Here is a 22246-nt window from a genome sequence, read left to right as displayed (position 1 = left end):
GCACCCCCATCGCCCACTGACACGACGAGCACCGCATGCCCGCGCCCGGCCCCAACGCGGCGTTGCGACTGCCGCCCAAGTGCATCCGATGCCAGAGCAACCGCGTCGCATGGACCAGCCCCAGGGTCGACTTTTGCTATCAGTGCCTGCCCGGCGGCCCACTCGCGGCTCCACCGTGCGACCGCTGCGGCTCCCGCACCGACTACTTCAGTCAGGGGCTGTGCACCCGGTGCCATCCCCGCAGCCCCGAGCACATCGGATCCTGCAAGGGCTGCCTGGCCTGGGGCGTCTACCCCCGCCACAACTGGACCTGCTGGTCCTGCCGCTGGTGGCAGAGCCACTACCCGAAGGGCACCTGCGCCTACTGCGGCCGCGTCAGCCACGTCAGCGACCGACAAGCCTGTCGCCTGTGCCTTGAGAACGCCCGCCTCGGACAGGAACCCGGGCGGGCACCCGATGTCGCCGCGGCGAACAAGGACAGCCAGCAGCTGTTCCTCGCCAACATGGCCTTCAAGCGAAGGGCGACGCCGCTGCCCGACTATGTCACCTGGGATGGCCGTTGGTCGAAGAAGAACAAGAACCAGCTGCCCTACCAACCCGGCACCGGGTTCGACAACGATGTGTTTGAACAGTTGACCCTGTTCGACATGGACCCCGATCCCGAGGTGTTGCGCCAACGCCTCCTGGTCGAGGACAGCGAACTGACCCGGTACTGCGCTGCCATCGTCACCGACCACGCCCGCCGCTTCGGCTGGAGCGTCAGGCAGCGCAATGCCGTGATCCAGTCCCTGCGGCTGCTGCAGATCCTGCGGCCTACTCCCACCGCGAAGGTCCGCGCCAGTGACGTCGTGGCCTTGCGCCGCTACGACGGCACCATCACCTCCACCCTCGACGTCCTCGCCGAAGCCGACCTGCTGATCGAGGACGTCCCGACCCGGGTCGAGCGGTACTTCAACACCAAGTTCATCGCCTCCGGAGCCCTCCCCGACACGATGCGCGAGCACCTCCAGCTGTGGCTTCAGATCATGCTCGGCGGATCCCGGCACGCGCCACGCCAGCTGCCCCGCGAACCGGAGACCGTCGAGCTCCACATCCAGGGCCTCGCGCCCGTCGTGCAGCCATGGGTCGAAATCGGGCGCCAGTCGTTCGCCGAGATCAGCACGGGCGACGTCATGGCCGCCATCGCGGCTCTGCCCGCCGGCACCAGCCAACGCCACTTCGCCGAGAACGGCCTGAAGTCGCTGTTCAAGATCCTCAAGGGCCGCCGACTCGTCTTCACCAACCCTATGAAGGGCATCGACCTCACCCGCGTCGCCACGAACCTTCCGCTGCCGCTTGACCCCGCAGTGATCCGGGCCGAACTGGACTCGCCGAACCCGGCCGTCGCGCTCGCCGTCGCTCTGGTGGCCTTCCACGGACTGACCGGCAAGCAGGTCCGGGAGTTGCAGCTGACCGACATCGTCGACGGTCGCCTCCACCTCGGCGGTCGCGACATCCCGCTCGCCGCACCCGTCAGGAGCCGGCTCAGCGCCTGGCTCGACCACCGCAACCGAACCTGGCCGGCCACCGCGAACCCATACCTGCTCATCAACCGACGCACCGCGCCGCGCCTCGTTCCCAGCGGCCCATCCTTTCCCTGGAAGGAAAGCCGCATCCGCCCACGAGCCCTGCGCGAAGACCGCATCCTGCACGAGATCCACGCCACCGGCGGCGACGTACGCCGCATCTATGACCTCTTCGGGCTCAGCGTCGAAGGCGCCACCCGCTACCTGAAGACCGTCGAGCACCCCGACCTGAGGAACGAAGACCAGCCTGGCACCCGGCCATGACCGTGTCTTTACGTACCGCGCGGCCCGGGTCGAGAGTTGTCGCAACATCCTCACGCCACCGATAAGCAACCGCGGCGCGCACGATTCGGACACTCTGGCGCTGCTGACTTTGGTCACGGGCCGCAGCGTGGCGGCTCAGCGTCCCCGCATCCGTCCCCCCGAACCGTCGAATGGCGGGGGGACGTGGCGCCCTGCACCGCGTTTATGCAGGTCAGGCGGCGTCCCCCCGAAACATCAAGGAGATTCCAGAGCCGGTGGCTCGAGTGGTGGAGGAGGAGTCCCGCCAGCGGATCCACTTCTCGCGGAGCTCGGCGCGACAGCGTTCGTGGTCGGTCTGCTTACCGGCGTCGCGAGTCCGCGGCGCTGCGGCCCTGCGCCGAGCTGGTCGATCCTGGAGGTTCCCACGCCGCAGCCCATTGGGCTATGGACTCGATCACCGGCGCCAGGGAGTGGCCCTTGGTCGTCAGCGTGTAGTGCACGGTGGTGGCGGAGGAGGCGCGTTCCACCACGCCCTCGCGCTCGAGCTCGCGGAGCCGCTGGGCGAGGAGCCGATCGGTGAGCCCGGGGATTCTTGAGCGGATCTCGCCGAAGCGGTCGGCTCCGTCGAGGAGTGCGCGGATGATCGGGCCGTTCCAGCGCCGCCCGATCAGCTCGACCGCGCGGTGGAAGACCGGACAGTAGCCCTGTGTCTCGTCCATGCAGACAACCTCCGCGGCCGACGAGTCGCCGGACCTTGACTCTTGCCAACGCCGTTCCCGGAATGATACTCCTAGAGTCACTTACAAAGAGTAAGTGACTACTTCGCATACGAGGAGCTCTCATGGACGTTCTGGTCCTCATCGGCCGGATCCTTTTCGCGCTGCTGTTCTTGGGGGCCGGGATGGGGCACTTCAGCCAGCGGGAGATGATGACCGGCTATGCGGCGAGCAAGGGTGTGCCTGCGGCCGGGTTGATGGTGCCCATCTCCGGTGCGGTGATCATCGTGGGTGGCCTCATGGTGGCCGTTGGTGTCTGGCCCGACCTCGGTGCCCTGCTGCTGGTCGCCTTTCTGGTGCCGACGGCGGTGCTGATGCATGGCTTCTGGCGCGAGACCGACCCGGCGAGCAAGGCCAACGAGCAGACCCAGTTCCTCAAGGACCTGTCCCTCGCGGGTGCCGCGCTCGCCCTGTTCGCGTTCTTCGCCTCCGCGGGCGACGAGCTCGGCCTGCTCGTGCTCGGCCCGGTGTTCACGCTGTGACCGGCTTGCTGGTCGACCTGCCCGCCCGCGGCGGCGCCAGGCCGCGCACTACCCCGAGCAATCCGCACACTCAGCTCGATCAACAACCGGACGACGATCGGCCGCGCCGCCTCCTGGAGGAGCGGCTCGCCCAGCTGCCGGACGTGGTCTGGCGCCCCAGCATGATCTCGGTCCCGGGAGCGCGCGCCCTGACCCTGCCGCCGGAGGCCGCGCAGGGCCCGCCCGAGGCCTTCATGATCGGCACCGAGTTCGCTCACCTGCACCCCGCACCGGACCACTCACTGCACCTGGTGCTGCCGCCCGACGTCGCCTCCCGCGTAATCGAGACAGGCTGGGCAGAGCAACACCCGATCGCCCGCCGCGGCCTGATCACCTCGGGCGCGGTGATGATCTACGCACCCCGCGACGAGGAGGAGGCAGAGCTGGTCTCCCAGATCGTGACCGCCGCCTTCGAGTACGCCACCAACCCCCCGGCCTGACCAGCCGTACTGACAGAGCGCCGACGTGACCGGCATCCGGGCCACTCGGGTCCGGACCAGTCGGACAAGGATCGGAGTCACCCATCATGCGCATCCACGAGCTCGGCCACCTGGTGCTCTACGTCCGCGACCTGGAGCGCTCACGGCGGTTCTACCGAGACGTGCTCGGGTGGAACGAGATCCGCGGGGAGGTCCCCCTGCCGGTCCCCGCGGCCGCGTTCTCATCCGGCCGCACCCACCACGAGCTGCTGCTCATCGAGGTGGGCTCGGCCGCGGCGCCGATGCCCCCGGGGCACCGTGTGGGCCTGTACCACTTCGGCCTCAAGGTCGGCGACAGCGACGACGACCTACGCGAGGTCGTGCGTCACCTGACCGAGCACGGGGTGCGGATCCAGGGGGCCAGCGACCACACGGTCACCCACTCGCTCTACATCGCCGACCCCGATGGGCACGAGATCGAGCTCTACGTCGATGTGATGGCCACGGAGGAGTGGCTCGCCGACCCCTCGGTGGTCTTCGCCCCGATCCGTCCCCTACGTCTGTGACCCTCCGTGCCTGGAGCGGCGGAGGCCGCAGCGTCTGGCCATCGGCATCCAGTCCGCTGCCCAGATCACCGGCCGTGCTGAGGTGATAAGGCCGGCACCGTGTTGCTGCGCTACTCACTTACGACAATCATGCCGTCTCTCAGATGGGTATGGCGGCGGCCGATTGCGCGATGGGTCACGAGGGTGAAGGAAGGGAGCGAGCCCCGCACGCGCGGGGGGGTCCGATGGCCGCGGTGTCCGTGTTCCTCGCAGTCCAGAATGCCCCGGTGCAGGGCCGGCTGACGGTTCACCTGCGTCGAGCGCGTCACTGTGAAACGCCTGGACGTGTCCGGAGACTACGGATCGTGGTGTTGAGGTCCCATTCGGTCAGCGGATGTTGGGGCCGGTCTTCTCGTCGAGGTTACGCACGTGCCGCTCCACTCTCCGCAGGGTCCGCTGGAGGTTCTCGAAGTAGCCGGGGAGTTCTTCGAGGACGGCGGTGCTTCGGTTGAGCCGGTCCAGACTTCCGGGGAGTGGTCCGGTGGTGGAGGCGATCCTGCGCAGCGGCCGTTCCATCTTGTCCAATGGTTCGACGAGGCTTTGGTCGAGGCTGGCGAGGCGGCCGTCGAGCCGGCGCAGGGAGGTCTGGAGGTCGCCGAGCTGGTCGGAGAGCCGGGCAAGTTTGGGTGCGGCCTCGCCGAGGGGTTTGGAGGTGCGTTGCAGCGTCTCGAGGTCGCGCAGAAGTCGGTCGACCTGGCCGGCGAGGGTCTCGACGTGCGGCGCGACAAGCGACAGGTCTTTCGTCGCTCTGACGACCGGCGGGGTGACCTTCTTGACGTTGCGGTCGATCCGCTGGACTTGGTCGAGGGTGTCGGGGGCCCGGTCGACGACCTCGAGGGTTTCGGGCATGCGGGTGGCGGCCTTGGCGAGGGCGGGGATGTGGGGGATGAGCAGGGCGAGTCCGAGGGCCAGGACGAGGAGGACCAGCGCGACGAGGGCCGCGAGCACGCGTACCGCCCAGAGCGGGAGAGCGTTGTGAAGCATGAGGAACCATCCTTGCGTTGACGGGCAGCGGGTCCCGCTGTTCGCTTCGGGCGACGGTGTGGTGCGTTGTTCACCCGCCCGATGCTGCGGTCACTGCGTGCCCCTCGTGCGAGTCCAGGCCGCCGCGGCCGAGGTGCGAGCCACCCGGTCCTTGAGCCCAGTGGTCCTCGACTATCCGCACCGTCAGGCCGAGCACTGTGGCTCCGGTGCTTTGCGCGACCTGATGGAGTGGGAAGGGCTCGGCTGGGCTGGTACGGGGTTCCGAGGCCGCCTGGCCGGCGCGCTCGCCGCCGCTCAAGGGTCCCGGATCACCTGTCCGGTGACCTTCTCGGTGACGGCTCCCGATCCGGCACACGCTTCCCGTTGCGGCGTCTCTGAACCTGAGTGTCCGCACAGGCTTGAGGACGCTGCGCATGCTCAGGTTCGTCGCAGAACCGTCAAAATTCGCGCGAACTTCTAAAGTGCGGCCTCGATGGCCTCGTTGGTGTAGTAGAGCTTCTTCTCCAGCGGGTGGAGCACCGTCTGGACCTTGTAGGTGGCGTCACCGATGCACCACAGGGCGCGGCCCTTGTCCTGCATCGCCCATCCGGAGACGAGGTCCTGGGCGATCGGGCCGAGCCCGAGCATCGAGTCGAGCTCGCGGGCGACACGGGGCTTCTGGGCGCCGAGGATCTTGATGTCGGCCAGCTCGAGGAGGTCCTTGGCGATCATCGCGGCCTGGGAGTCGGCGTCGCCGACGGAGAGCAGGTCTGAGGGCTTGTGGAGGTTGCAGAACTGGATGTCGCCACCCTTGCCGGCCATACCGCGGGAAAGCCTGAGGTCGGCGTCGAAGCTCGCCACCGCGGCGGTGCCGAGACGCATCTGCTTCCAGACCTCGTCGCGCACGACGATGCGCAGGTCGCCGGGTTCGGCGATCTCTCGCAGGCCGCGGCCCCAGGAGTTCATGCACAGCAGCGCGATGCCCACGGCCTCGTCGCCCAGGCCGTCGAGCCGGGAGAGGCTGAACGACTGGATCGGGGCGCGCCAGTCGACCTCGATGTTGGTGAAGTCGTCGAAGAGGCCGGCCAGGGTGCCGGTGACCAGCTCGCCGAGCGCGTTGCGCAGCAGCCGGGTCTCGTCGAGGAACACGCGGGGGTTCGCGTACTCGCAGGCCCGGACGAGCTCCTCGGTGGGGTTGCGGAGCAGGTCCCAGAGCCGCGGGATGGTGGTCTCCTGCAGCACCGTGTTGCCGGCGGCGTAGCCGGTGAGGATCGCCAGTGCGTTGCGAACGACGTCGGACTCGTCGGGGCCAAAGGGCACCCGCCGCTCGTCGTCGATCTTCATGGAGCCGACCAGGCCGCGGACCAGAACGAGCCACCGCTTGAAGATGATGGTGGCGCGGCGCTGCGCCTCCTCGGCCGAGAGCTTCTCCCACCCGTCGCCGAGCGGCCCCATGGACAGCGGGTTGACCCGGGCCCAGAAGCCGGGGGCGATGACGAAGGGCTCGACGCCGAGCGCGCGGCACAGCGACTCGTACTCGTCCTTGACGTCGCCGGTGACCAGGGTGCGGTAGCCGAACGGCATCATCCGGGTGCAGAACGCCTTGGTGGTGCCGGACTTGCCGCTTCCCGGCTTGGCGAACTGGAAGATGTTGGGGTTGGTCGCCGGCACGTCGTCGCGCAGCACCCACCCGAACGGGTCGCAGTAGAACGAGCCGCCGGAGAGTTGGTCGACGCCCATCTGCGCCCCGGTCGGGGGAAGGGCCGGCGCGGACACGAACGGCCAGAACACCGGCGCCTGGTCGCTGGTCATCCGCCATGCCTGCGCCGGGGCGGAGGCGGGCGCCCACCCGCGGCCGCGGCGCGCTGCACCGCGGCGGGGGGCGTACTTGAAGATCCGGGGCTCCTTGGCCTCCGGCGCGAGCGTGGGGATCGTGGGCAGGTCGTGGCCGAAGTCCGACAGCAGGGCGGCCATGTCGCGGCCGCTGCCACGGTTCCGGCGGGTGGTGGTGGGCATCAGGCGTCTCCGCTCCGGGTCAGGCTCATCCCGACGGGGATGGTCGAGGCGGCGAAGCCGACGTCCTGGGCGAGGTCGAGTCGCAGCGGCGCGAACCCGGCGCGACGGATCGAGGCGTCCAGGCGGCGGCCGAACTCGGTGATTCGCAGCGTCTTGGGAACCGTGACGGTGCAGACCGCGTAAGGCCGGACCAGCGCGTTGCCGCGGGCCAGCTTGGCGTCCAGGCCGCGGGCCTTGTGGGCCTCGTCCCGCTGCTTGGCACGGGTCTTGCGGCCGAGCTTCTCGTTCATGCCCTCGGCCAGGTCCGCGGCCCACTCGGCGTTGCCGGACTGCCGGTCGGCCTTGGACTGCGACACGATCGGGAAGGCGACGACGAACGAGCGCCGCTCCCCTGACTCGCTGGGGGTGAGGATGGGCGCGAGTGCGCCCATCGCGACGCCGCGGGTCGGGAGCTTGATGGTGGCGCTGATCGAGTTCCACGCGTCGTGGCTGTAGTGCCGCACCGTCGCGTCGGCACCCGAGGGGCCAGCCAGCGCCCAAGGCACGTCGGCGTTGACGTTCGGGTCCTTCTCCCGCATGGCGAGGGCCTCGACGATGCTGGCGCGGTCGCCGGGGGCGAACCCGGTCCGGGACGCCAGGGCGAGCTCCGGTGAGGTGAGCCAGCGGACCGACGTCATGCCCATCGGGCCGCGCAGCTGGGCCTCGATCTCGGCCATGAGCAGGTAGAGCTCGCGGCATCGGCCCTCGAACCCGCCACCGGACTCCTTGGCCGACCGGGCGATCCGGGTCTCCGGGACGACGATCGTGACGAACTGCTCGGTGCGCACCGACGCCTGGGTGAGGCCCACCGCGAGGTCGCTGTTGACGACCTCGGACAGCTCCGGCGCGTTGCCGCGGCGGTGCTTGGTGACCCACAGCTCGCGCTCGGCACCGTCCTCGGGGACGGTGCGGATCATGAACAGGATCTCGTCGACCTTCTCGGTGCGGCCGGCGACGTCAAGCAGCCCGGCCAGCGCCTCGCCGTAGCCGCTGCGCTCCTCGGTGTCCTTCATGCCGATGCCGGGGTGGACGACCGCGGCGGTGACCGCCCAGGTCTTCGTGGCGTCGTCGTGGATCACTCCGACGCGCTGCAGCTGCGAGCCGTGCGGCGGGCCGTCGTGGATCTTGATGCCCTGCAGCACCCCGGGCAGGTCGGGGGTGTCGAGGTCCTCAGCGCGCCCTTGGGCGGCCTTGGCCCGGAAGGAGGTCCAGCCGAGCAGCCCGCCGACGGCGTACATGCTCGAGGCGAACACCCAGCCCGTGGCCGAGCGGCCCCGGACCGGGATGACGGTGATGCCCAGCAGGAACAGCCAGACCAGCGCGAACAGGAACGCGGAGAACCACGCTCCGCGACTGATCGCCCAGAACGCCGGCAGGCTGGCCAGCGCCAGGAACATCAGCTGGCCTCCGGAGAGGCCAAAGAACCAGCCGATGCGGTCACGCTGGTAGTCGGCGTAGATGGTCATCGTCGGCTTCCTTCCGGGTCAGTAGAGGTCGATCGGGGTTGGGGGCAGGTGGCGGGGCGCATCGGCTACACCGCCACCGGTGGGATCCCGCCGGCGGCCGCACCAGCCCCACCGGCGCCGCCGGCCGCTCCCCCGCCACCGGCGGCGGGAGTCTTGGGCGTAGCTGCGGCTCCTCCGGACCCGCTCTGGCCACCACCCGAGCCGCCTCCCGGTGCGCCACCGGTGGGCAGCGTCGGCGGAGTCGGCGGTGCCGGCGGTGCCAGCGGCATGGGCGGGTTCGGGGGCGGGTCGTCGTCGCCGTTGTTCTGGGAGCCGGGGTGCGTGCCGCTGCTCTGGTCGCCGGACTGGCCACCGGACTGGCGGCCACCCATGCCACTGAAATCGGGACCGTAGGTGTTCTGCCCGACGCCGGCCTGGTTGGTCTCGTCCGACATCAGGGAGGTGGCCTTGGCGCCGGCGGAGTTGATCCAGCCCATGCCGGTCGACAGCACCTGCCCGACCGGGCCGAAGCTGCCGAGGACGCCCTGGGTGGACTTGTTGAACCGGTCACCGGTCGAGGCCTCGGCGCTCTGCTCACCCGAGGAGCGGCCGTTGCCGTCGGTGGTCGACGCGGCCGAGGAGCCGCCGCCGGCACCGCCACCGCTGAGCAGGCCCTGGAGGCCGCCCTGGATGGCCATGCCCTGCCGGAACGACGCTCCGCTGGGGGTGCCGGGGTCGACGAAGGCCAGGAGCTTGAACAGGGCCAGCGGCGCGACGACGCTGATCAGGATCGTCATCACCGCCGGCAGGGCGGTGCCGAACGCCTTGGCGGTGTCGTCGGCGAGGTGGGCGGCGACGCCGTTGGCGAACTGCACGCCGATGCCCAGCACCATCACCATCAGCACCGGGCTGAACGCCGCGGCGTGGAACCACCGCAGGCTCTTCCAGAACCAGGAGCGGGTGAAGTCGGAGACCAGCCCGGCCGCCGAGAGCGGGCCGGTGGCGGTTAGCACGAGCAGCGACGCCGCACGGGCCAGGTAGACCAGGACGTGTCCGATCGCGGCCAGCCACAGGAAGATGCCGAGGAAGGCGAGCGCGGTGGCCACGCCGGCGTCGGTGATGTCGTCGATGCCGAGGCCGCCCAGGGGGTCCCAGTCAGGCCAGGTCTGCACCTTGAGCAGCGACTTCATCAGCGCCTTGGTGATGGCGCCGCACGCGGCGACGATCATCACGCAGTAGCCGAACCAGCAGGCGCAGACCATGACGAACTGGCCGGCGCCGATGAATGCCCGCGCGAGCCCCTTGCCCTCGCGCTTGAAGGCCGCGGCACCGAGCTGGATCATCGCCAAGATGGCCACCAGGGCGAGCGCGAGCCAGAGGGTGAAGGCGTAGACGTCCTTCCCTGGTCCGTCGGCGCGCAGGTCGGGGGTCAAGAACAGCTCACTGAACGTGAGCACGATGCGCAGCACGAACAGGCCGGAGTTCCAGACCGCGAGCATGGCCGCGGTCCAGGCGTCGGCCGCGGCCTTGGCGATGACGTCGCCGATGGCCTCGAACGGGTTGGGGATGTCGCCGAGGCCCGGGATGCCGCCGCCGAACAGGTCGCCGACGTTCGGGAGGCCGGGGATCCCCGGGAGACCGGGGACGCCAGGCAGGCCCGGGAGCCCGGGGAGTCCCCCGTCGCAGATCGCGTCGAGGATGCCGCAGCCGTCCGGGAGCAGCCCGGCGGCCCCGTCGAGGACGTCCCCGGCGCCGTTGATCAGGTTGCCAGCTCCGTCCTTGACGCCGAGGTCGCACAGCGCGTCGGGGCCGGGGCAGCCCATCTTGACGTTGCGGGCCGGCAACTGGCCGGCGGTCTCGACCGTGGCGATGTGCGCCGTGGCGGCCGCCGGCTCGGCCGCGGCCGCGGTGGGCGGCTGGATGGCCATGGCCGCCCCGAGGAGCGTGGTGAGGACTAGGACCGCCAGGGCGCCGATGCCCAGCCGGGTCACCCGGTGGAAGAGGTCGCCGGCGGTCACTGGGGGGCTCCGTTGATCGGGACCCAGCCGGCCTGCTTGTACTCCGGGGTGCCGGGGGCGACCGCCTTGGGCTGGCCGGTGGAGACCAGGTGCTCGATGTCCTCATCGCTGCCCTGGACCAGGCGCCAGTCGCCCACGCCGTCGACCTCGATCCACCGCATCAGCTGGGTGCCGGCGTAGAGGCCGTCGCTGACCTTGCCGTTGGCGGTGGTGAGGGTGACGTAGCTGAGCAGGTTCACCGCGTAGTAGCCGGTGTCGAGCTCCTCGAGGGTGTAGGCGATCGGCGTCACGGCGTACGACGCGGGCGGGGGGACGTCACCCTCCTTCGGGACGCCGGCTTGCTGTCGGCGCAGTGCGACGGCGTCGCGGGCGCGCTGCTCGAAGACGGCCTTGTCCTCGGGGTTGGCGTACAGGCCGGCGACGGCGGCGGCCTGGTCGTAGTCGAACCCGACCTGCGCCTTGGCGACCTCGACCTGCAGCGCGACCGCGCCCAGGTCGGTCTGCGGGAACCGGGTCGGGTAGCCGTCGACCTGGTCGGCTCCGGTCGGGATCACCACGCCGTCCGCGGGGGCGGTCTCCGGGGCGACCTGGTCGACCGAGACGTTCTGCCCCTGCTGCCCGGTCTGGCTCGAGGAGTCGCCGCTGGTCTTGCCGGTGCCGTCGCCGTCATCGGCTCGGCCGCGCGCTCCGAGCCAGACGGCGGTCGCCACCAGTGCGGCGATGACCACCAGGACGCCCACGCGCAGCAGAGTGGTGCGGGACTCCCCCATCGAGTCGTTCATGCGGTTGCTCATCTCAGTGCTCCCCTTCGTGGTGTCCGTGGTCGCCGGGGTTGATGGGTTCGGTGTGGTCGGTGGACCAGGTGCGCCAGCCGGCCTCGTGTGCCAGCTGGGTTCCGGGCCAGGTCGCTGGCGCGGGTGCCGGCGGGGCGCCGGGGGCGACCATCCAGCGGCCGCCGACCCACTGCATGCGCTCGCAGTGCGCGAAGGCGATCTGGCCTTCGGACTTGTAGGTGGCGCTGACCTTCATCAGCACGCAGACCGTGGCCCAGTCGGGGCCGTCGGTGCCCTTGACGAGCGCGGCGGCCGGCTCCAGCGACACCGAGGCGCTGGGGTCCTTGACCTCGCCCATCCCGGTGCTGGAGAGGAATGCGCGGACGCTGGCGGTGATCCACCAGTCCTCCGCCCGGACCCCGCCGGGCAGCGCCCAGGCGTTGTAGACCTCCTCGGCGGTGCTCAGGCTCATCGACTGCAGCACCGCGAGGTCGATCTGGGCCAGCTGGCCGATCGCGCCCTCCGGGGTCTGCGGGAACCCGGTCATCACGAACGCGGGTCCGTTGACTCCGGTCCCGGTCGGGATTTTGATCTCCGGGGCCGTGGCGCTGGTGGTCTCGGCCGGGAAGGCCGCACTCTCGGGCACGGTCAGCATCGGCTCGGCCGCGATCTCGTCGCGATGCGCGGCACCGCGGGCCACCGTCGAGCGCTCGGTCTCGCCGGTGGCCACGCCGGTGTTCGCGCTGGCCTCGCCACCGATACCGGAGACCGCCAGGTAGACCGCGTACACGAGGCCGCCGAGCAGGAGCGCAGCCACGGCGACGGCGGCGGCAAGGATGCCGAGCAACCGGCGCCGGCTCCACTCGCTGGTGCCTTCTGCCTTCTTCGTGGCTGCGCGCCGCATCAGATGCAGCCCTTGCCGAGGATCCCGTTGAGCATCCCGGGCAGCACCAGGTAGGCGATCGCGCAGGCGAACACGACCACCACCGAGATCACGCCGACCTTGGAGGCGTGCGGCAGGGAGAACACCCGGCCGGCGATGATCGCGCCGATGGCGATGATGATGCCGAGACCGAACAGGACGATGACGCCCCACAGCACGTAGCTGGTGATCTCGTTGGTGGGGCCGACGGCACCCGGCGGCGCCTTCGGGCAGACAGCCATCACGGTGGTTGCGGTTGCGGTCATGACGTCCATGGGTGGACTTCCTTTCTGGGTTGCTGACCCGGGCGGGTCAGGCGCTTTCGCTGGTGTCGGTGGACAGGTGTTGGGGCTCGAGCAGCTGACGTGCTGCCGAGATCAGGGGGACCGGGACGGGCCGGGAGTCCAGGCCGTTGACCGCGAGCTCGCGGTCAACGGGGATCTCCACGCACCGGTCCGCGTCCAGGGCACGGCGAACGGCGGGGCCGCCGGCGTGCTCGACGCCGCGCGGCCACTTCTTGCGGCGGGGCCCGCGGACGGCGAGGACGATCTGCTCGGGCTGCCAGTAGCCGGCCAGCAGGTCCATGGCGACTCCGGCGCGACGCATCCCGGGGACGGTGGCGGTGGTGACCAGGACGATCTGGTCGGCGGCGCGGACGGCTTCGGCCAGCCAGCAGTCGGTGGCTAGTAGCTGGCCGGCCTCCCAGCCGATGTCGAGAATGGTCAGCTGGGTCTCGTTCTGTGCCTCGGTGGGCAGCGGGACCTCGTCGACGCCGGCGAGGACCTCGCTGGCGCGCTCGAGCAGGACGTGGTCGCGCTTGCCCTGACGCCAGTCGGTCGGGTGCAGGCCGAGCTCGGCGGTGCTCGCCGCGGCGAGGCCGGAGGCGGTGACCGAGCAGCACTCGATGACGCGGACCGGTGCGGCTGCAGCGAGGCCGGTCGCCAGGGCGACGGTGCTCGCGCCGACCGATCCTGCGGACCCGATCACGGCGATGGTGTGCTCGCCGTCGGCCGGGGTCCAGTCGTCTTCTGCGGCGGTGCCGCGGCCGCGGGGGCCCTTGCCGGCGCCGGGGCCGGTGCGGAACTCGCCGGCGTTCAGTGCCTGCCAGGCGCGCTTGAGCTCGTCGACGCCGACCGGGCGGCTCGGGGTCTGGGTGCTCACTGGGCTTCCCCGATGGTGCCGCGGCGGAACTCGAGTGCGGCGCGGACCTCGGCTGGGGTCAGGGTCGCCAGCTGTGCCTTGGCGGCCTGGACTTCGTGCAGCTGGGCGACGCAGCCGGTCAGCTGCTCGATGGCCTCGATCTCGCGGCCGGCGATCGCGAACAGCTCGGCGACCTGCTCCGGCGTTCGGGTCTCGCCGTCGTGGGTGTTTGTCATGTTTGTCATGGGCTTCACCACCTCCAGTCGCCTATGTGTTGCGGGGCGGTTCGAGCGATCACTTCCGGGCCTATTCGTCATGGCCGAACTTCCTGGGGGCGGCCGCGGCGAGGGCGCGGACGGTGCGCGAGCCGTGGCGTCGGACGGTTGCCTCCGAGACCCCGATGCGGGGCGCGACCCGGCTGGAGACCTCGTTGCTGAGCAGGCCGCCGTAGCCGCGCGCCAGACGCCGGGTCTCGACTCGGGCGGCCTCCTCGACCAGGCACAGCAGCAGGTACCGGTCGGCGGGGCTGATGACATCGTGGTCGCACGCCCACGCGAGCAGCTCCAGGAGCTCCTCAGTGGCCGTGGGCTCCTCCTGCTCGGGTCCGGCGTCGGCGAGGATCTCCGGGCGGTGGAACAGCGCGCCGGTGACCCGCTCGGTCGGCATCTCGGCCGAGTAGCCGGCGCCGCCGTCGGCGCTCGTCAGGTCGCCGGCCGAGAACGACTCGACGAGAGTCGTGTTCGCCCAGGTGCGGTCGGCCCGGGAGACGTAGAAGAAGTCGCCGACCTCGCGGAGCACGCCGACGCGGGTGTTGATCAAGATGTTGGCCGCGACCTTCCGGAGCCGGCGCCACTTGAACGTGCGGACCTCGATCCACAGCTGCGAGGCCACCAGCTCGTCGACCCGCTCGACCGCCGACCAGGTGCCCGCCATGACCGGCTGGCTGTCGCGGAAGACCTCGCGCGGCGGAAGGGTGCTCAGCCAGCCAGCGAGCCGGCAGGCGCCGGGCAGCAGGCACTTGGCGAGCGCGGCCGCAGCCGCGATGTCGTCACCCCCGTCGGGCGCGGCCAGCATGGCCAGCGCCAGGAGGACCTGGTCGGATTCTTCGTGGTCCACCGTCGGCAGCCAGGAGCGCAGGTCGTCGAAGTTGTCGACCACGCCGAGGCGCGGATCGGTGGCCACCCAGGCCGGCCACTTCTGGCGGGCCTGGTCGAGCAGTTCGCTGTTGTCGTCGAGGCCGAGCTGGTCGCCCACACTCATCGCACTCGCTCCTTTCGTCCGTGGCTGTGCACGGCAGAAAGGTCGCGAGCGGGCGTCCCCGCATCCGTCCCCCCAAACCCCTGATCTCGAGGGGGGACACTGAGGGGGGACGCGCGTTTGCGCAGGTCAGAGGGCGTCCCCCCGAAAGTTGAAGAAGTTTCTGGCCGACCCCTTGCGCAGCCCCGAAGCCGTCCGGGTAGACATGACGAAGCCGCTTGTCATGTCGGGTTGTCGCCCTGAACGCGCTGCGAACGTCCGCTCATGCCGATGAGCGGGCGGCCTTGCCGCCTCAGTCTTCTCTGAGGTACCCGGTGTCAGGGTCGATGTCAGCGAGGAAGTCTCGGAGGTTCCTAAGGTGCTCCTGCACCGTCGGGTTGTGGCGAGGACCGGATAGGGAGAAGCCGTAGGGGTGAGGTCCGCTCAGCCACTCGTATTCGCTTTCGCCGCGCCCGTCGTACCGAACGGCGAATGTCTCCCCGTCGACTTCCAGCCTGTTCCAGGTCTCGTCAACCTTGGGTTGGGGTGTCGGGTCGACGCCAGGTACGGCGTGGGGGTCCACGTCGCCTGGGTAGACATCCTTCACGCTTGTCATCATCGCCGCGCGGCTCCGCTTGCCGCAAGACTTTTGGGAGCCCTCCAACATCCGCTTCTGCCGCGTTCCGCGCGATCGTGCCGATGACAGCGCGTGCTCAAGGCGTCGGGGTCACGGGTGCCCGACGTGCATTTTCGGAGACGATCGGTCTGGCACACATGCGCAAGAGCAGGGCGGCTACTCCGCAGGCGATCGTCGCCCCGGCCACGTTCCTGACGACGTCCGAGGTCTGACAAGTTCCCAGGGCGGTCACCGTGAGCAACGCCTCAGGTGTCCCCAGAGACAGGCCCGGCTGAATCAGGCAGGACCGCCCCCACGCGATCATGGCGTCACCGCGTGCCAGCGTTGTCGCAGGTACGAGCGCGAAGCTGGTCCCAGCAAGTCCGGCGCAAGCGATGCGCGCTCGCGACCAACGAAGACGGCGCGCGGACATCACGGCGGCTAGCGCAAGCACGAGGATGCCCACGCCCAGAGTGACCAGCACTCTGGTCTGCGTCATCACGATCCGACCGATGACCTCGATGTCCCCATGCCTCAGGACGCTAGTCGAGCCGGTCGCCTTCACCGTGGAGGCGAGCGCCATGTGGCAGCGTGCCGGTAGCCGGACATGGCGCAGTCCGCACTGGAATGCTGGAGGCATGAACCATGAGCGCGCATGGAACCGACTCCTCGCTTCGCTAAGAACGTGGGCGGACGTTCGGGAGGTGACAGGGGGAGTTGAGGTCTCCTTCCTGGGTGGTGCGGGCGCACGGCGCACCGTGGAGGTCGTCATGACCCCCGGAGAATGGGACGAACTCAGCGAGGTCATACAGCTCGAGTCGTCCGACAGCATGAAGAGACGACTCCTCGCCCTTGAGGACGACAAGCCGTTCCTCGTATGCGACTCAGGCGTCGAGTTGATTGCCTCCTCCAGCCGCGATCTGCCTCCAGACGAGCTCGCGGACTTCACCCCCGAGCCCGGCGGGGAGTGGGTCGTCACCGACGAGGCGGGAAACGTCGTCAGCCGATTCGCCGACTGGAGCGACAACGACCACTGAATAGTGCACGCGGACTGAAGGACCGCGTTGCTCCGAGTCTGACCCAGGACGACTCCAAGATCGCTCTACTGCACCTTTCGCTTGATGCGGCGGACCAAGCGAGTGACAAGGGGCTGACGAAGAGCGCATTCGAGTCGCTGGTCCTGGCGGCGCTTCACGACACGACTGCCGATGCACGCCTCACGAGCGCGGCGATCACCACCGCCGTGCAGGCGATGCTGCCGGCCGGACACGAAGTGCAGGTCGCGGCGCTGACCGAGAGCGCCCTCACTCGCCTCTCGCGCAAAGGCGGAGCGGTCAACCACCACCGCTCCACCGACGATTACTGCTTGTCCTATGCCAAGCGGCTGGAGATGCAGGAACAAGCCGCAGTGTTCCTCAGAGACGAAGAACATATCGAGGGCGAGATCCGGCTGGCCTTGGTCGAGGCGCTTCCGGACATTGAGGAGGACGAGGCAGCGTGCGCGAAGGCTGCACACGAACTCCGCCAGGCGATCGAGCAGTTGTTCATCCGACGCGGGGAGTCGTTCGCGTCTGCAGTTCAGACCGGTGAGGTTCAGCAGATCGATGCCACTGAGCTGATCGCCACCTTGGCTCGGGGCGAGAACGCCGTTCTGAAAGAGGTAGATCCCGAGCGGGCGACCGCGACCGTACGACGAGTCATCGAGCGCCCGAGCGCCTCTACTCAGCGCCACCTTCGACGGTTGGCCGACGCCTACACCCTCTTCGCGTTCTTGCGCGAAGCCCCAGATGTCCAGCGAGTGATCGTCCGCCTCTTCTCTGATGGCGACGTCTGGCTCGATACGACGGTCGTGCTGCCGCTGCTTGCGGAGACGTTGCTGTTCGAGCGCGCAGAGCGCCACTACACGGTGCTGCGCGCGGCCCTTGATGCCGGCCTTCGCCTCCACGTCACTGACGGTGTCATCGAGGAGGTCGAGCGCCACATCAACCGAAGCCTGACCTTCGCGCGGACCGCCACCGACGAGTGGCGCTCGCGCGTGCCTTTCCTCTATGCCGTCTACGCCTCAGCTGGCCGGAGTCGGACTGAGTTCGCCGGATGGGCGGCAAACTTCGATGGAAACATGCGGCCGAAGGACGACGTGCGCGAGTACCTGGCCGATGACTTCGGCGTCACCCACCGCAACCTGAAGGAGGAATCAGACGCACCTCCGCTTGAGCTCCGCAGCGCTGTCCAGGAGATCTGGCACGAGAGCCACGACCGTCGCAGAGCGAGGTCGGGCTCGGATGAAGATCTTGACCAGATCACGCGACTCCGTTTGGTTGCCCACGACGTCGAGAACTGCGTCGGGGTGATCGCGCTTCGGAAGATGTCAAGCAGTTTGAGACACGTCTTGTTATGCGGTCTGTATCAGGGCCTCCGGTGAGGGTTGGTTGATCCAGGCGGCTTTCGGCAAGGTGGGGGCCTGGGGTCGGCGGTTGCCGAACCGTTCGGGGTGGGCTGTGTGCGCGGCGTCGAGGGTGGCCTGACGCTGCGCGCGGATGTCGGTCGCGGTGCCGTGGTGGACCGAGGCGGGGGTGTGCAGGGCGATGCCGGAGTGGCGGTGTTCGTGGTTGTAGTAGCCGAAGAACGCCTGGCAGAACGCGCGGGCGTCGGCCAGTGACCCGAACGCCTCGGGGAAGACCGGGGCGTACTTCAGTGTCTTGAAGGCGGCCTCGTTGTAGGGGTTGTCGTTGCTCACCCGCGGCCGGGAATGGCTGCGGTCGACTCCGAGGTCGAGCAGCAGTTGGGCGACGGGCTTGGAGGTCATCGAGGTGCCCCGGTCGGCGTGGATCGCCTCGGGGATGCCGTGGGTGCCCATCGCCTCTTCGAGCATGGTCGTGGCGATCTGGGAGTCCTCGACCGTCTGGACGGTCCAGGCCACGACGTAGCGGGAGAAGATGTCGAGCACCACGTAGAGCTGGAACCAGACCCCGCGCTGCGGGCCACGAAGTTTGGTGATGTCCCACGACCAGACCTGCCCGGGGCCGGTGGCCAGCAGCTCAGGCTTCTTCTTCGCCGGATGCGTGGCTTGACGGCGTCGCTCACCGGCCGCGCCGTGGGCGCGCAACAGCCGATGCATGGTGGACATCGAGCACAGGTAGGTGCCCTCGTCCAGCAGCGTCGCCCAGGTCTGGGCCACCGACTTGTCGCAGAACCGTTCACTGGTCAACACGCCCATCACCTGCGCCTGCTCCTCGGCGGTGAGCGCATTCGGTGGTGTCGGTCGCTTCGGCGCCGGGCCGTGCATCCGGGGCCGCTTGGCGCGGTAGTGGCTGCCGCGCGGCCGGCCCAGCAGCTCACACGCCCGCTTCACCCCGACGTGTTCGGCGAGGTCATCAACGGCCGGGTTGATCACCGCGGCGACCGCCGCGGCGTGTCCGTGCTCTCGGAGAGCGTCTCCAAGAGCGCGTGTGCTTTTCCCACCAGGTCCAGCGCGGCCTTCGTCCGGGCCAGTTCGGCCTCGGCCCTCTCCGCACGTGCCCGCAACTGCTCGACCTCCCGGTCCCGGCGCTCTGGGCTCTTGGGGGCCCAGCGCGGCCGTCGCGCCGGTCTCGGCCGCCTTGCGCCACTCCACGATGTGGGAGGAGTACAGCCCCTCCCAACGCAAGATCGCGCCACGCTCGGCACGGTCAGCGGCGGCGTACTCGGCCAAGATCGCGGCCTTTGTACTCGGCGGTGAAACTACGTCGCTTCGGACGGTCAGCTCGAGGAGTCACCCCCCCATCATCGATCCGGGCAGCATCAGCCAACGTCATGGTCATCAGGTATCTCACTTCTCGCCCCGTGCAGAGGGAAGGAACTCAGTAGCGGTGTCTCACCACAGCCTGACGCACAGGGCTTCGCCGTGGAGCCTCGTCGTCTCCAATGGGTTACAGGGCGTGGTTCCTGACCCTGGACCGGACAGCGCTCGCGCTCGGCAAGGAGCTTCGGAGCCGACTAGGACATGACCCTCCAGCGTCTCCGGCGCTCAGCCCGGACTTTCTGACTGAGTTCCTTCGCCTGGGTCCGGTTCGAACGGCTGTCGAGAGGGATGCCAGGGTGAACCTTCCTCTGCTGACGGACATCTCCATCTACGAGAACATGCCGGTTGAGTTGATAGCGCTTGCGGAGCGTGTCCGGCGGGAGTCGGCCGGCCTAGAGGAGCGGATCATCAGACGTCGCGTCCGAGATGCGCTTGATGAGGCGCGCCTGAGGCCAGGTGACGAGGGCGAAGGGCGGACTCCAGAGGGCGCAGCAACGCCTCGAGAACGCCATTGCACGCCAAGCCCCAGAGTGAAAGAGCGTATGGCCATTCTTTGACGACCACGCCTCATCACCGTCGTTTCGTCAAACTTCCCCGCAGGGCGGTCGTCAATCTTCGCTGCAACTCGACAGAAATGCCCGGTCGAGCTGCGCCTACCGGGCACTGTCGCGGCCGCGATCGGGCAGGTGAGCGCCCACCCCGGCGGCGCCGCGGCGAAGTTTTCCGGTTCTTCTGCCGCCCCGCGACGGGGCGTGCTCTACTTGGCGCCAGAGCCCCAGGTGACCCGAGACGCCTGGGGCTTTCCCCTTGGATCGGGCACCCCACCCGGCCGGCTATCTCCCGAGCCGCCGAGCCGTCCCGCCTCGATCCGCCCCGGAGAAACGAGAACAGGTCCCCGTCCTTGCTCGAGGACGGGGACCTGTTGCTGACGGGGAGCTAGGGGGTGACGCCGACGCCGCGTGGGCTCATGTAGGTCGCGACCGGAACGATGCCCAGGTGCCAGGTGGCGCTCCACTCAGCGAAGGTCGAGAAGCCGCCCGGCCCCTGCTCCCCCACGGCCACGATCGCCTCTCCGTCGCGGGCCAGACGTGCGATCCACTCGGCCGGGTGGTCGTCGACGAACTCGCCCTCCACGACCACCGGCGGCTCGGCGACGAACTCACCCTCTGGCGCGTCGATGATCCGGACGTCGCGGCCCTGGCCAACGTCGAGAGCCCACCCGGTCAGCCTGGGGTACTGGATCGGGTTCCCGGGCTGGAGCAGGCCGGCCTGGAACGCCCGCCAGGTTGGCGCCATGTCGTACATCCGCGGCCGCGGGTCGATCCCCCGCTTGAGCCACTCGGCAAGCCCCGCGAACAGACCCATCCGCGGCGGGATGCTTGGGAGCTCGGTGAGGCGAGCCCAGACGTTCTCCATGCCCTTGCCCGTCACTGGGTCAGCACCTGGGCCTCGCCGATGCGGATCGGCAGCGGGTCGGTGGTCAGGTCGAACTCGATGGTTCCGGACTGGCCGCCACCGGTCCACTCGACAACCCAGTGGCTGGTCGCGGTGACCTGGTACGCACCGTCGGGCTGGTCCGACGACATCTTGGGGTAGCGGTGCCCGCAGGTCGGCGAGGGCTGCTTCCCGTAGTGGTCGGCGTACGGCGTCCCCTTGCCGGTGCAGGTGATCTTGGTGCCGTCGCCCATGTTCCACACGATGCTGGAGACGCTGGCGGTCGCGCTGACCGAGACCGGCCCTTGGCTGGCCGAGGCTGTGATCGGGCCGAAGGTGTCGTCCGTCGGGCTGTCGACCCACATCCACACCGGCAGACCGACCAAGCCGGCGCGGTTGGCGCCCGGCTCGGGAACGATGCCGATCTGGATCGGGTCCAGGTCCATCGAGGCGATCGCACGATTAGCGAGGACCACCGGGTCGATTCCGACCACGCCGGCCTCGATCCACATGAACTCCCACGACGAGCCAGGCGGTGGGAAGTAACACACGTGCCAGGCGCCGTCCTCCTTCGTCTGGCCATCCGGCGGCAGCAGATCCTCACCCAGCTCACCAGCCGACGGCCCGATCCAGCACGCGTACTTGCTGCTCCAGACCGACCCTTCTGGGCCGGTGCACGGGATCTCCTTCCCGCCGTAGTTGCAGGTCGACGAACCTCCGGAGCCGGGGTCACCGTTACCGCCCCCGCCGTTGCCCGGGTCCTCGCAGGCGAGCTTGACCTCCCCAGTGTTCGGGTCAGTCTCGTACCAGCAGTTCTCACCGCCGGCCGCCGCCGCGGGCGAGGTCGAGCCGACCACGACGAATGCGGCCGCGGCGAGCATCGCGGCGAGTGCTCGGGCTAGCACGGCTCGTCCCACAACACATTGGAGCTGGTGACCAGCCACCGGCCCTTCTCCAGCACCAACTCGTACTCAATCGGCACCGGGTTGCGCAGCGGGTTGCCTTCAGGGTCCTTCTGCTCTGGGACGGGCTTGCCATCCTTCGTCCGCTTCACTCCGGTGCGGTCCTCGCAGTCGATGATGAAGATCTGGTCGTCGGCGCGCTGGCGGGGCTCAGCGAGGGTGTGGAAGTACTCCCCGGTGACCTTGCTTCCAGAGCGCTCGATCCCGGAGACGTTCTGCTGAACGTTGAGGAACTCTCGCCCCGTTGCCACTGGGTTGAGACGCTTGAAGTCGATCGTGGCGGCCCGGAACGCGTCGTCGCGGACGTCGAGGTAGGCGGTCAGCTGGGCGGCGGCCTTCTCCTCGGGTGTCTTCGGGGTCGGCGTGCTGGTGAGTGTCGGCGAGGGAGTCTCGGTGGGCGTCTCCTGGACCTTGGGGTCGGGGTCGTCGCCGCCGCAGCCCGTCAGGGTGAGGGCCAGGGCAAGGGCCACTCCCCCGAGTGCGGAGTGGTGCTTCCTCATGCGGTGTCTCCTCCTGTGTTGGGCAGGGTCGTGACGGATCTGCTGACGTCGTTGGCGATGTGCTCGAGGTGCTCTTCGGCGGCGTCGACGAGCTCGGCGAGCGAGCCGTTGTCGGCAGGGTCGATGCCGAACTTCTTGTCGGCGTTGTAGAGGGTGCGGATGGTGTCGCGCACGAACACGGCCCGGGCGATACGTCGGGCGTCCGGGTCGGGGCGGTCTCCACCGGCCGCGGCGTAGCGGCCGGTGAGCTCCTGGTCGAACGTTGTCATGTG

At 69.3% G+C, this 22246-nt stretch carries 23 protein-coding genes; 6 read left to right on the top strand and 17 right to left on the bottom strand.

Going from position 1 to position 22246, the window contains the following annotated elements; all coding sequences use genetic code 11:
• Positions 1-35 precede the first annotated feature (35 nt).
• Positions 36-1829, top strand: coding sequence for a site-specific integrase (locus tag FHU40_RS18815; RefSeq protein ID WP_183593734.1), 1794 nt, complete (start codon positions 36-38; stop codon positions 1827-1829).
• 338 nt (positions 1830-2167) lie between these two features.
• Here FHU40_RS18815 and FHU40_RS18810 read toward each other — a convergent pair whose 3' ends face one another.
• Entirely contained in the window at positions 2168-2527 is a 360-nt protein-coding gene (locus FHU40_RS18810; protein WP_179652831.1) for a winged helix-turn-helix transcriptional regulator, read from the bottom strand.
• 122 nt (positions 2528-2649) lie between these two features.
• On the opposite strand from FHU40_RS18810, the gene FHU40_RS18805 reads away from it, so the two are divergent.
• The 3 genes from FHU40_RS18805 to FHU40_RS18795 all read left to right on the top strand — a co-directional run bounded on the left by FHU40_RS18805 (position 2650) and on the right by FHU40_RS18795 (position 4090).
• Entirely contained in the window at positions 2650-3066 is a 417-nt protein-coding gene (locus FHU40_RS18805; RefSeq protein ID WP_183593733.1) for a DoxX family protein, read from the top strand.
• Complete coding sequence (locus FHU40_RS18800) at positions 3063-3545, top strand: luciferase domain-containing protein (RefSeq protein WP_183593732.1); 483 nt, start codon at positions 3063-3065, stop codon at positions 3543-3545. The genes FHU40_RS18805 and FHU40_RS18800 overlap by 4 nt, the downstream gene beginning before the upstream one ends.
• A gap of 86 nt (positions 3546-3631) precedes the next feature.
• Positions 3632-4090, top strand: a complete 459-nt coding sequence (locus tag FHU40_RS18795; RefSeq protein WP_183593731.1) for a VOC family protein — start codon at positions 3632-3634, stop codon at positions 4088-4090.
• Between the two features lie 366 nt (positions 4091-4456).
• Here the strand turns inward: FHU40_RS18795 and FHU40_RS18790 are convergent, their stop codons facing one another.
• The 11 genes from FHU40_RS18790 to FHU40_RS18740 all read right to left on the bottom strand — a co-directional run bounded on the left by FHU40_RS18790 (position 4457) and on the right by FHU40_RS18740 (position 15288).
• Positions 4457-5113 (bottom strand): hypothetical protein, encoded by a 657-nt coding sequence (locus tag FHU40_RS18790; protein ID WP_183593730.1) that lies wholly within the window; start codon positions 5111-5113, stop codon positions 4457-4459.
• A 456-nt stretch (positions 5114-5569) separates the two neighbouring features.
• Positions 5570-7108: an ATP-binding protein gene (locus tag FHU40_RS18785; RefSeq protein WP_183593729.1), complete on the bottom strand. Its 1539-nt coding sequence runs from the start codon at positions 7106-7108 to the stop codon at positions 5570-5572.
• On the bottom strand, positions 7108-8613 hold the full coding sequence (locus tag FHU40_RS18780; protein WP_183593728.1) for an SCO6880 family protein: 1506 nt from the start codon (positions 8611-8613) through the stop codon (positions 7108-7110). The genes FHU40_RS18785 and FHU40_RS18780 overlap by 1 nt, the downstream gene beginning before the upstream one ends.
• Positions 8614-8678: 65 nt before the next feature.
• Positions 8679-10610 (bottom strand): type IV secretion system protein, encoded by a 1932-nt coding sequence (locus FHU40_RS29630; RefSeq protein WP_183593727.1) that lies wholly within the window; start codon positions 10608-10610, stop codon positions 8679-8681.
• Positions 10607-11404: a hypothetical protein gene (locus tag FHU40_RS18770; protein ID WP_183593726.1), complete on the bottom strand. Its 798-nt coding sequence runs from the start codon at positions 11402-11404 to the stop codon at positions 10607-10609. The genes FHU40_RS29630 and FHU40_RS18770 overlap by 4 nt, the downstream gene beginning before the upstream one ends.
• Before the next feature lies 1 nt (position 11405).
• Positions 11406-12287 carry a hypothetical protein gene (locus tag FHU40_RS18765; RefSeq protein ID WP_183593725.1) on the bottom strand — a complete coding sequence of 294 codons (882 nt, stop codon included), beginning with the start codon at positions 12285-12287 and terminating at the stop codon, positions 11406-11408.
• Positions 12287-12571 (bottom strand): hypothetical protein, encoded by a 285-nt coding sequence (locus FHU40_RS18760; RefSeq protein ID WP_246056794.1) that lies wholly within the window; start codon positions 12569-12571, stop codon positions 12287-12289. The genes FHU40_RS18765 and FHU40_RS18760 overlap by 1 nt, the downstream gene beginning before the upstream one ends.
• A gap of 46 nt (positions 12572-12617) precedes the next feature.
• Positions 12618-13466, bottom strand: a complete 849-nt coding sequence (locus tag FHU40_RS18755; RefSeq protein WP_183593724.1) for a hypothetical protein — start codon at positions 13464-13466, stop codon at positions 12618-12620.
• Positions 13463-13690 carry a hypothetical protein gene (locus FHU40_RS18750; protein ID WP_183593723.1) on the bottom strand — a complete coding sequence of 76 codons (228 nt, stop codon included), beginning with the start codon at positions 13688-13690 and terminating at the stop codon, positions 13463-13465. Before FHU40_RS18750 ends, FHU40_RS18755 begins: the two co-directional genes overlap by 4 nt.
• Before the next feature lie 61 nt (positions 13691-13751).
• Positions 13752-14705 (bottom strand): hypothetical protein, encoded by a 954-nt coding sequence (locus tag FHU40_RS18745; RefSeq protein WP_183593722.1) that lies wholly within the window; start codon positions 14703-14705, stop codon positions 13752-13754.
• A 289-nt stretch (positions 14706-14994) separates the two neighbouring features.
• A complete protein-coding gene (locus FHU40_RS18740) occupies positions 14995-15288 on the bottom strand; it encodes a hypothetical protein (protein ID WP_183593721.1) in 294 nt (97 codons plus the stop codon).
• A 647-nt stretch (positions 15289-15935) separates the two neighbouring features.
• Here FHU40_RS18740 and FHU40_RS18735 point away from each other — a divergent pair.
• Positions 15936-16334, top strand: a complete 399-nt coding sequence (locus FHU40_RS18735) for a hypothetical protein (RefSeq protein ID WP_183593720.1) — start codon at positions 15936-15938, stop codon at positions 16332-16334.
• A 206-nt stretch (positions 16335-16540) separates the two neighbouring features.
• Positions 16541-17719 (top strand): hypothetical protein, encoded by a 1179-nt coding sequence (locus FHU40_RS18730; RefSeq protein WP_183593719.1) that lies wholly within the window; start codon positions 16541-16543, stop codon positions 17717-17719.
• On the opposite strand, the gene FHU40_RS18725 is transcribed toward FHU40_RS18730, so the two are convergent.
• The 5 genes from FHU40_RS18725 to FHU40_RS18705 form a co-directional block, all read right to left on the bottom strand.
• Entirely contained in the window at positions 17690-18988 is a 1299-nt protein-coding gene (locus FHU40_RS18725; RefSeq protein WP_183593718.1) for an IS3 family transposase, read from the bottom strand. The two genes, FHU40_RS18730 and FHU40_RS18725, sit on opposite strands and share 30 nt — an antisense overlap.
• Positions 18989-20014: 1026 nt before the next feature.
• On the bottom strand, positions 20015-20494 hold the full coding sequence (locus FHU40_RS18720; RefSeq protein WP_183593717.1) for an adenine nucleotide alpha hydrolase family protein: 480 nt from the start codon (positions 20492-20494) through the stop codon (positions 20015-20017).
• An 11-nt stretch (positions 20495-20505) separates the two neighbouring features.
• A complete protein-coding gene (locus FHU40_RS18715; protein ID WP_183593716.1) occupies positions 20506-21417 on the bottom strand; it encodes a hypothetical protein in 912 nt (303 codons plus the stop codon).
• Complete coding sequence (locus tag FHU40_RS18710) at positions 21411-21974, bottom strand: hypothetical protein (RefSeq protein ID WP_183593715.1); 564 nt, start codon at positions 21972-21974, stop codon at positions 21411-21413. The genes FHU40_RS18715 and FHU40_RS18710 overlap by 7 nt, the downstream gene beginning before the upstream one ends.
• Entirely contained in the window at positions 21971-22243 is a 273-nt protein-coding gene (locus tag FHU40_RS18705) for a hypothetical protein (protein ID WP_183593714.1), read from the bottom strand. Before FHU40_RS18705 ends, FHU40_RS18710 begins: the two co-directional genes overlap by 4 nt.
• Positions 22244-22246 lie beyond the last annotated feature (3 nt).

Source organism: Nocardioides soli, from assembly GCF_014191495.1.
GTDB lineage: Bacteria > Actinomycetota > Actinomycetes > Propionibacteriales > Nocardioidaceae > Nocardioides > Nocardioides soli.
Note: the sequence above shows the minus strand (reverse complement) of the source record. Positions and strands in the feature narration are given on the sequence as shown.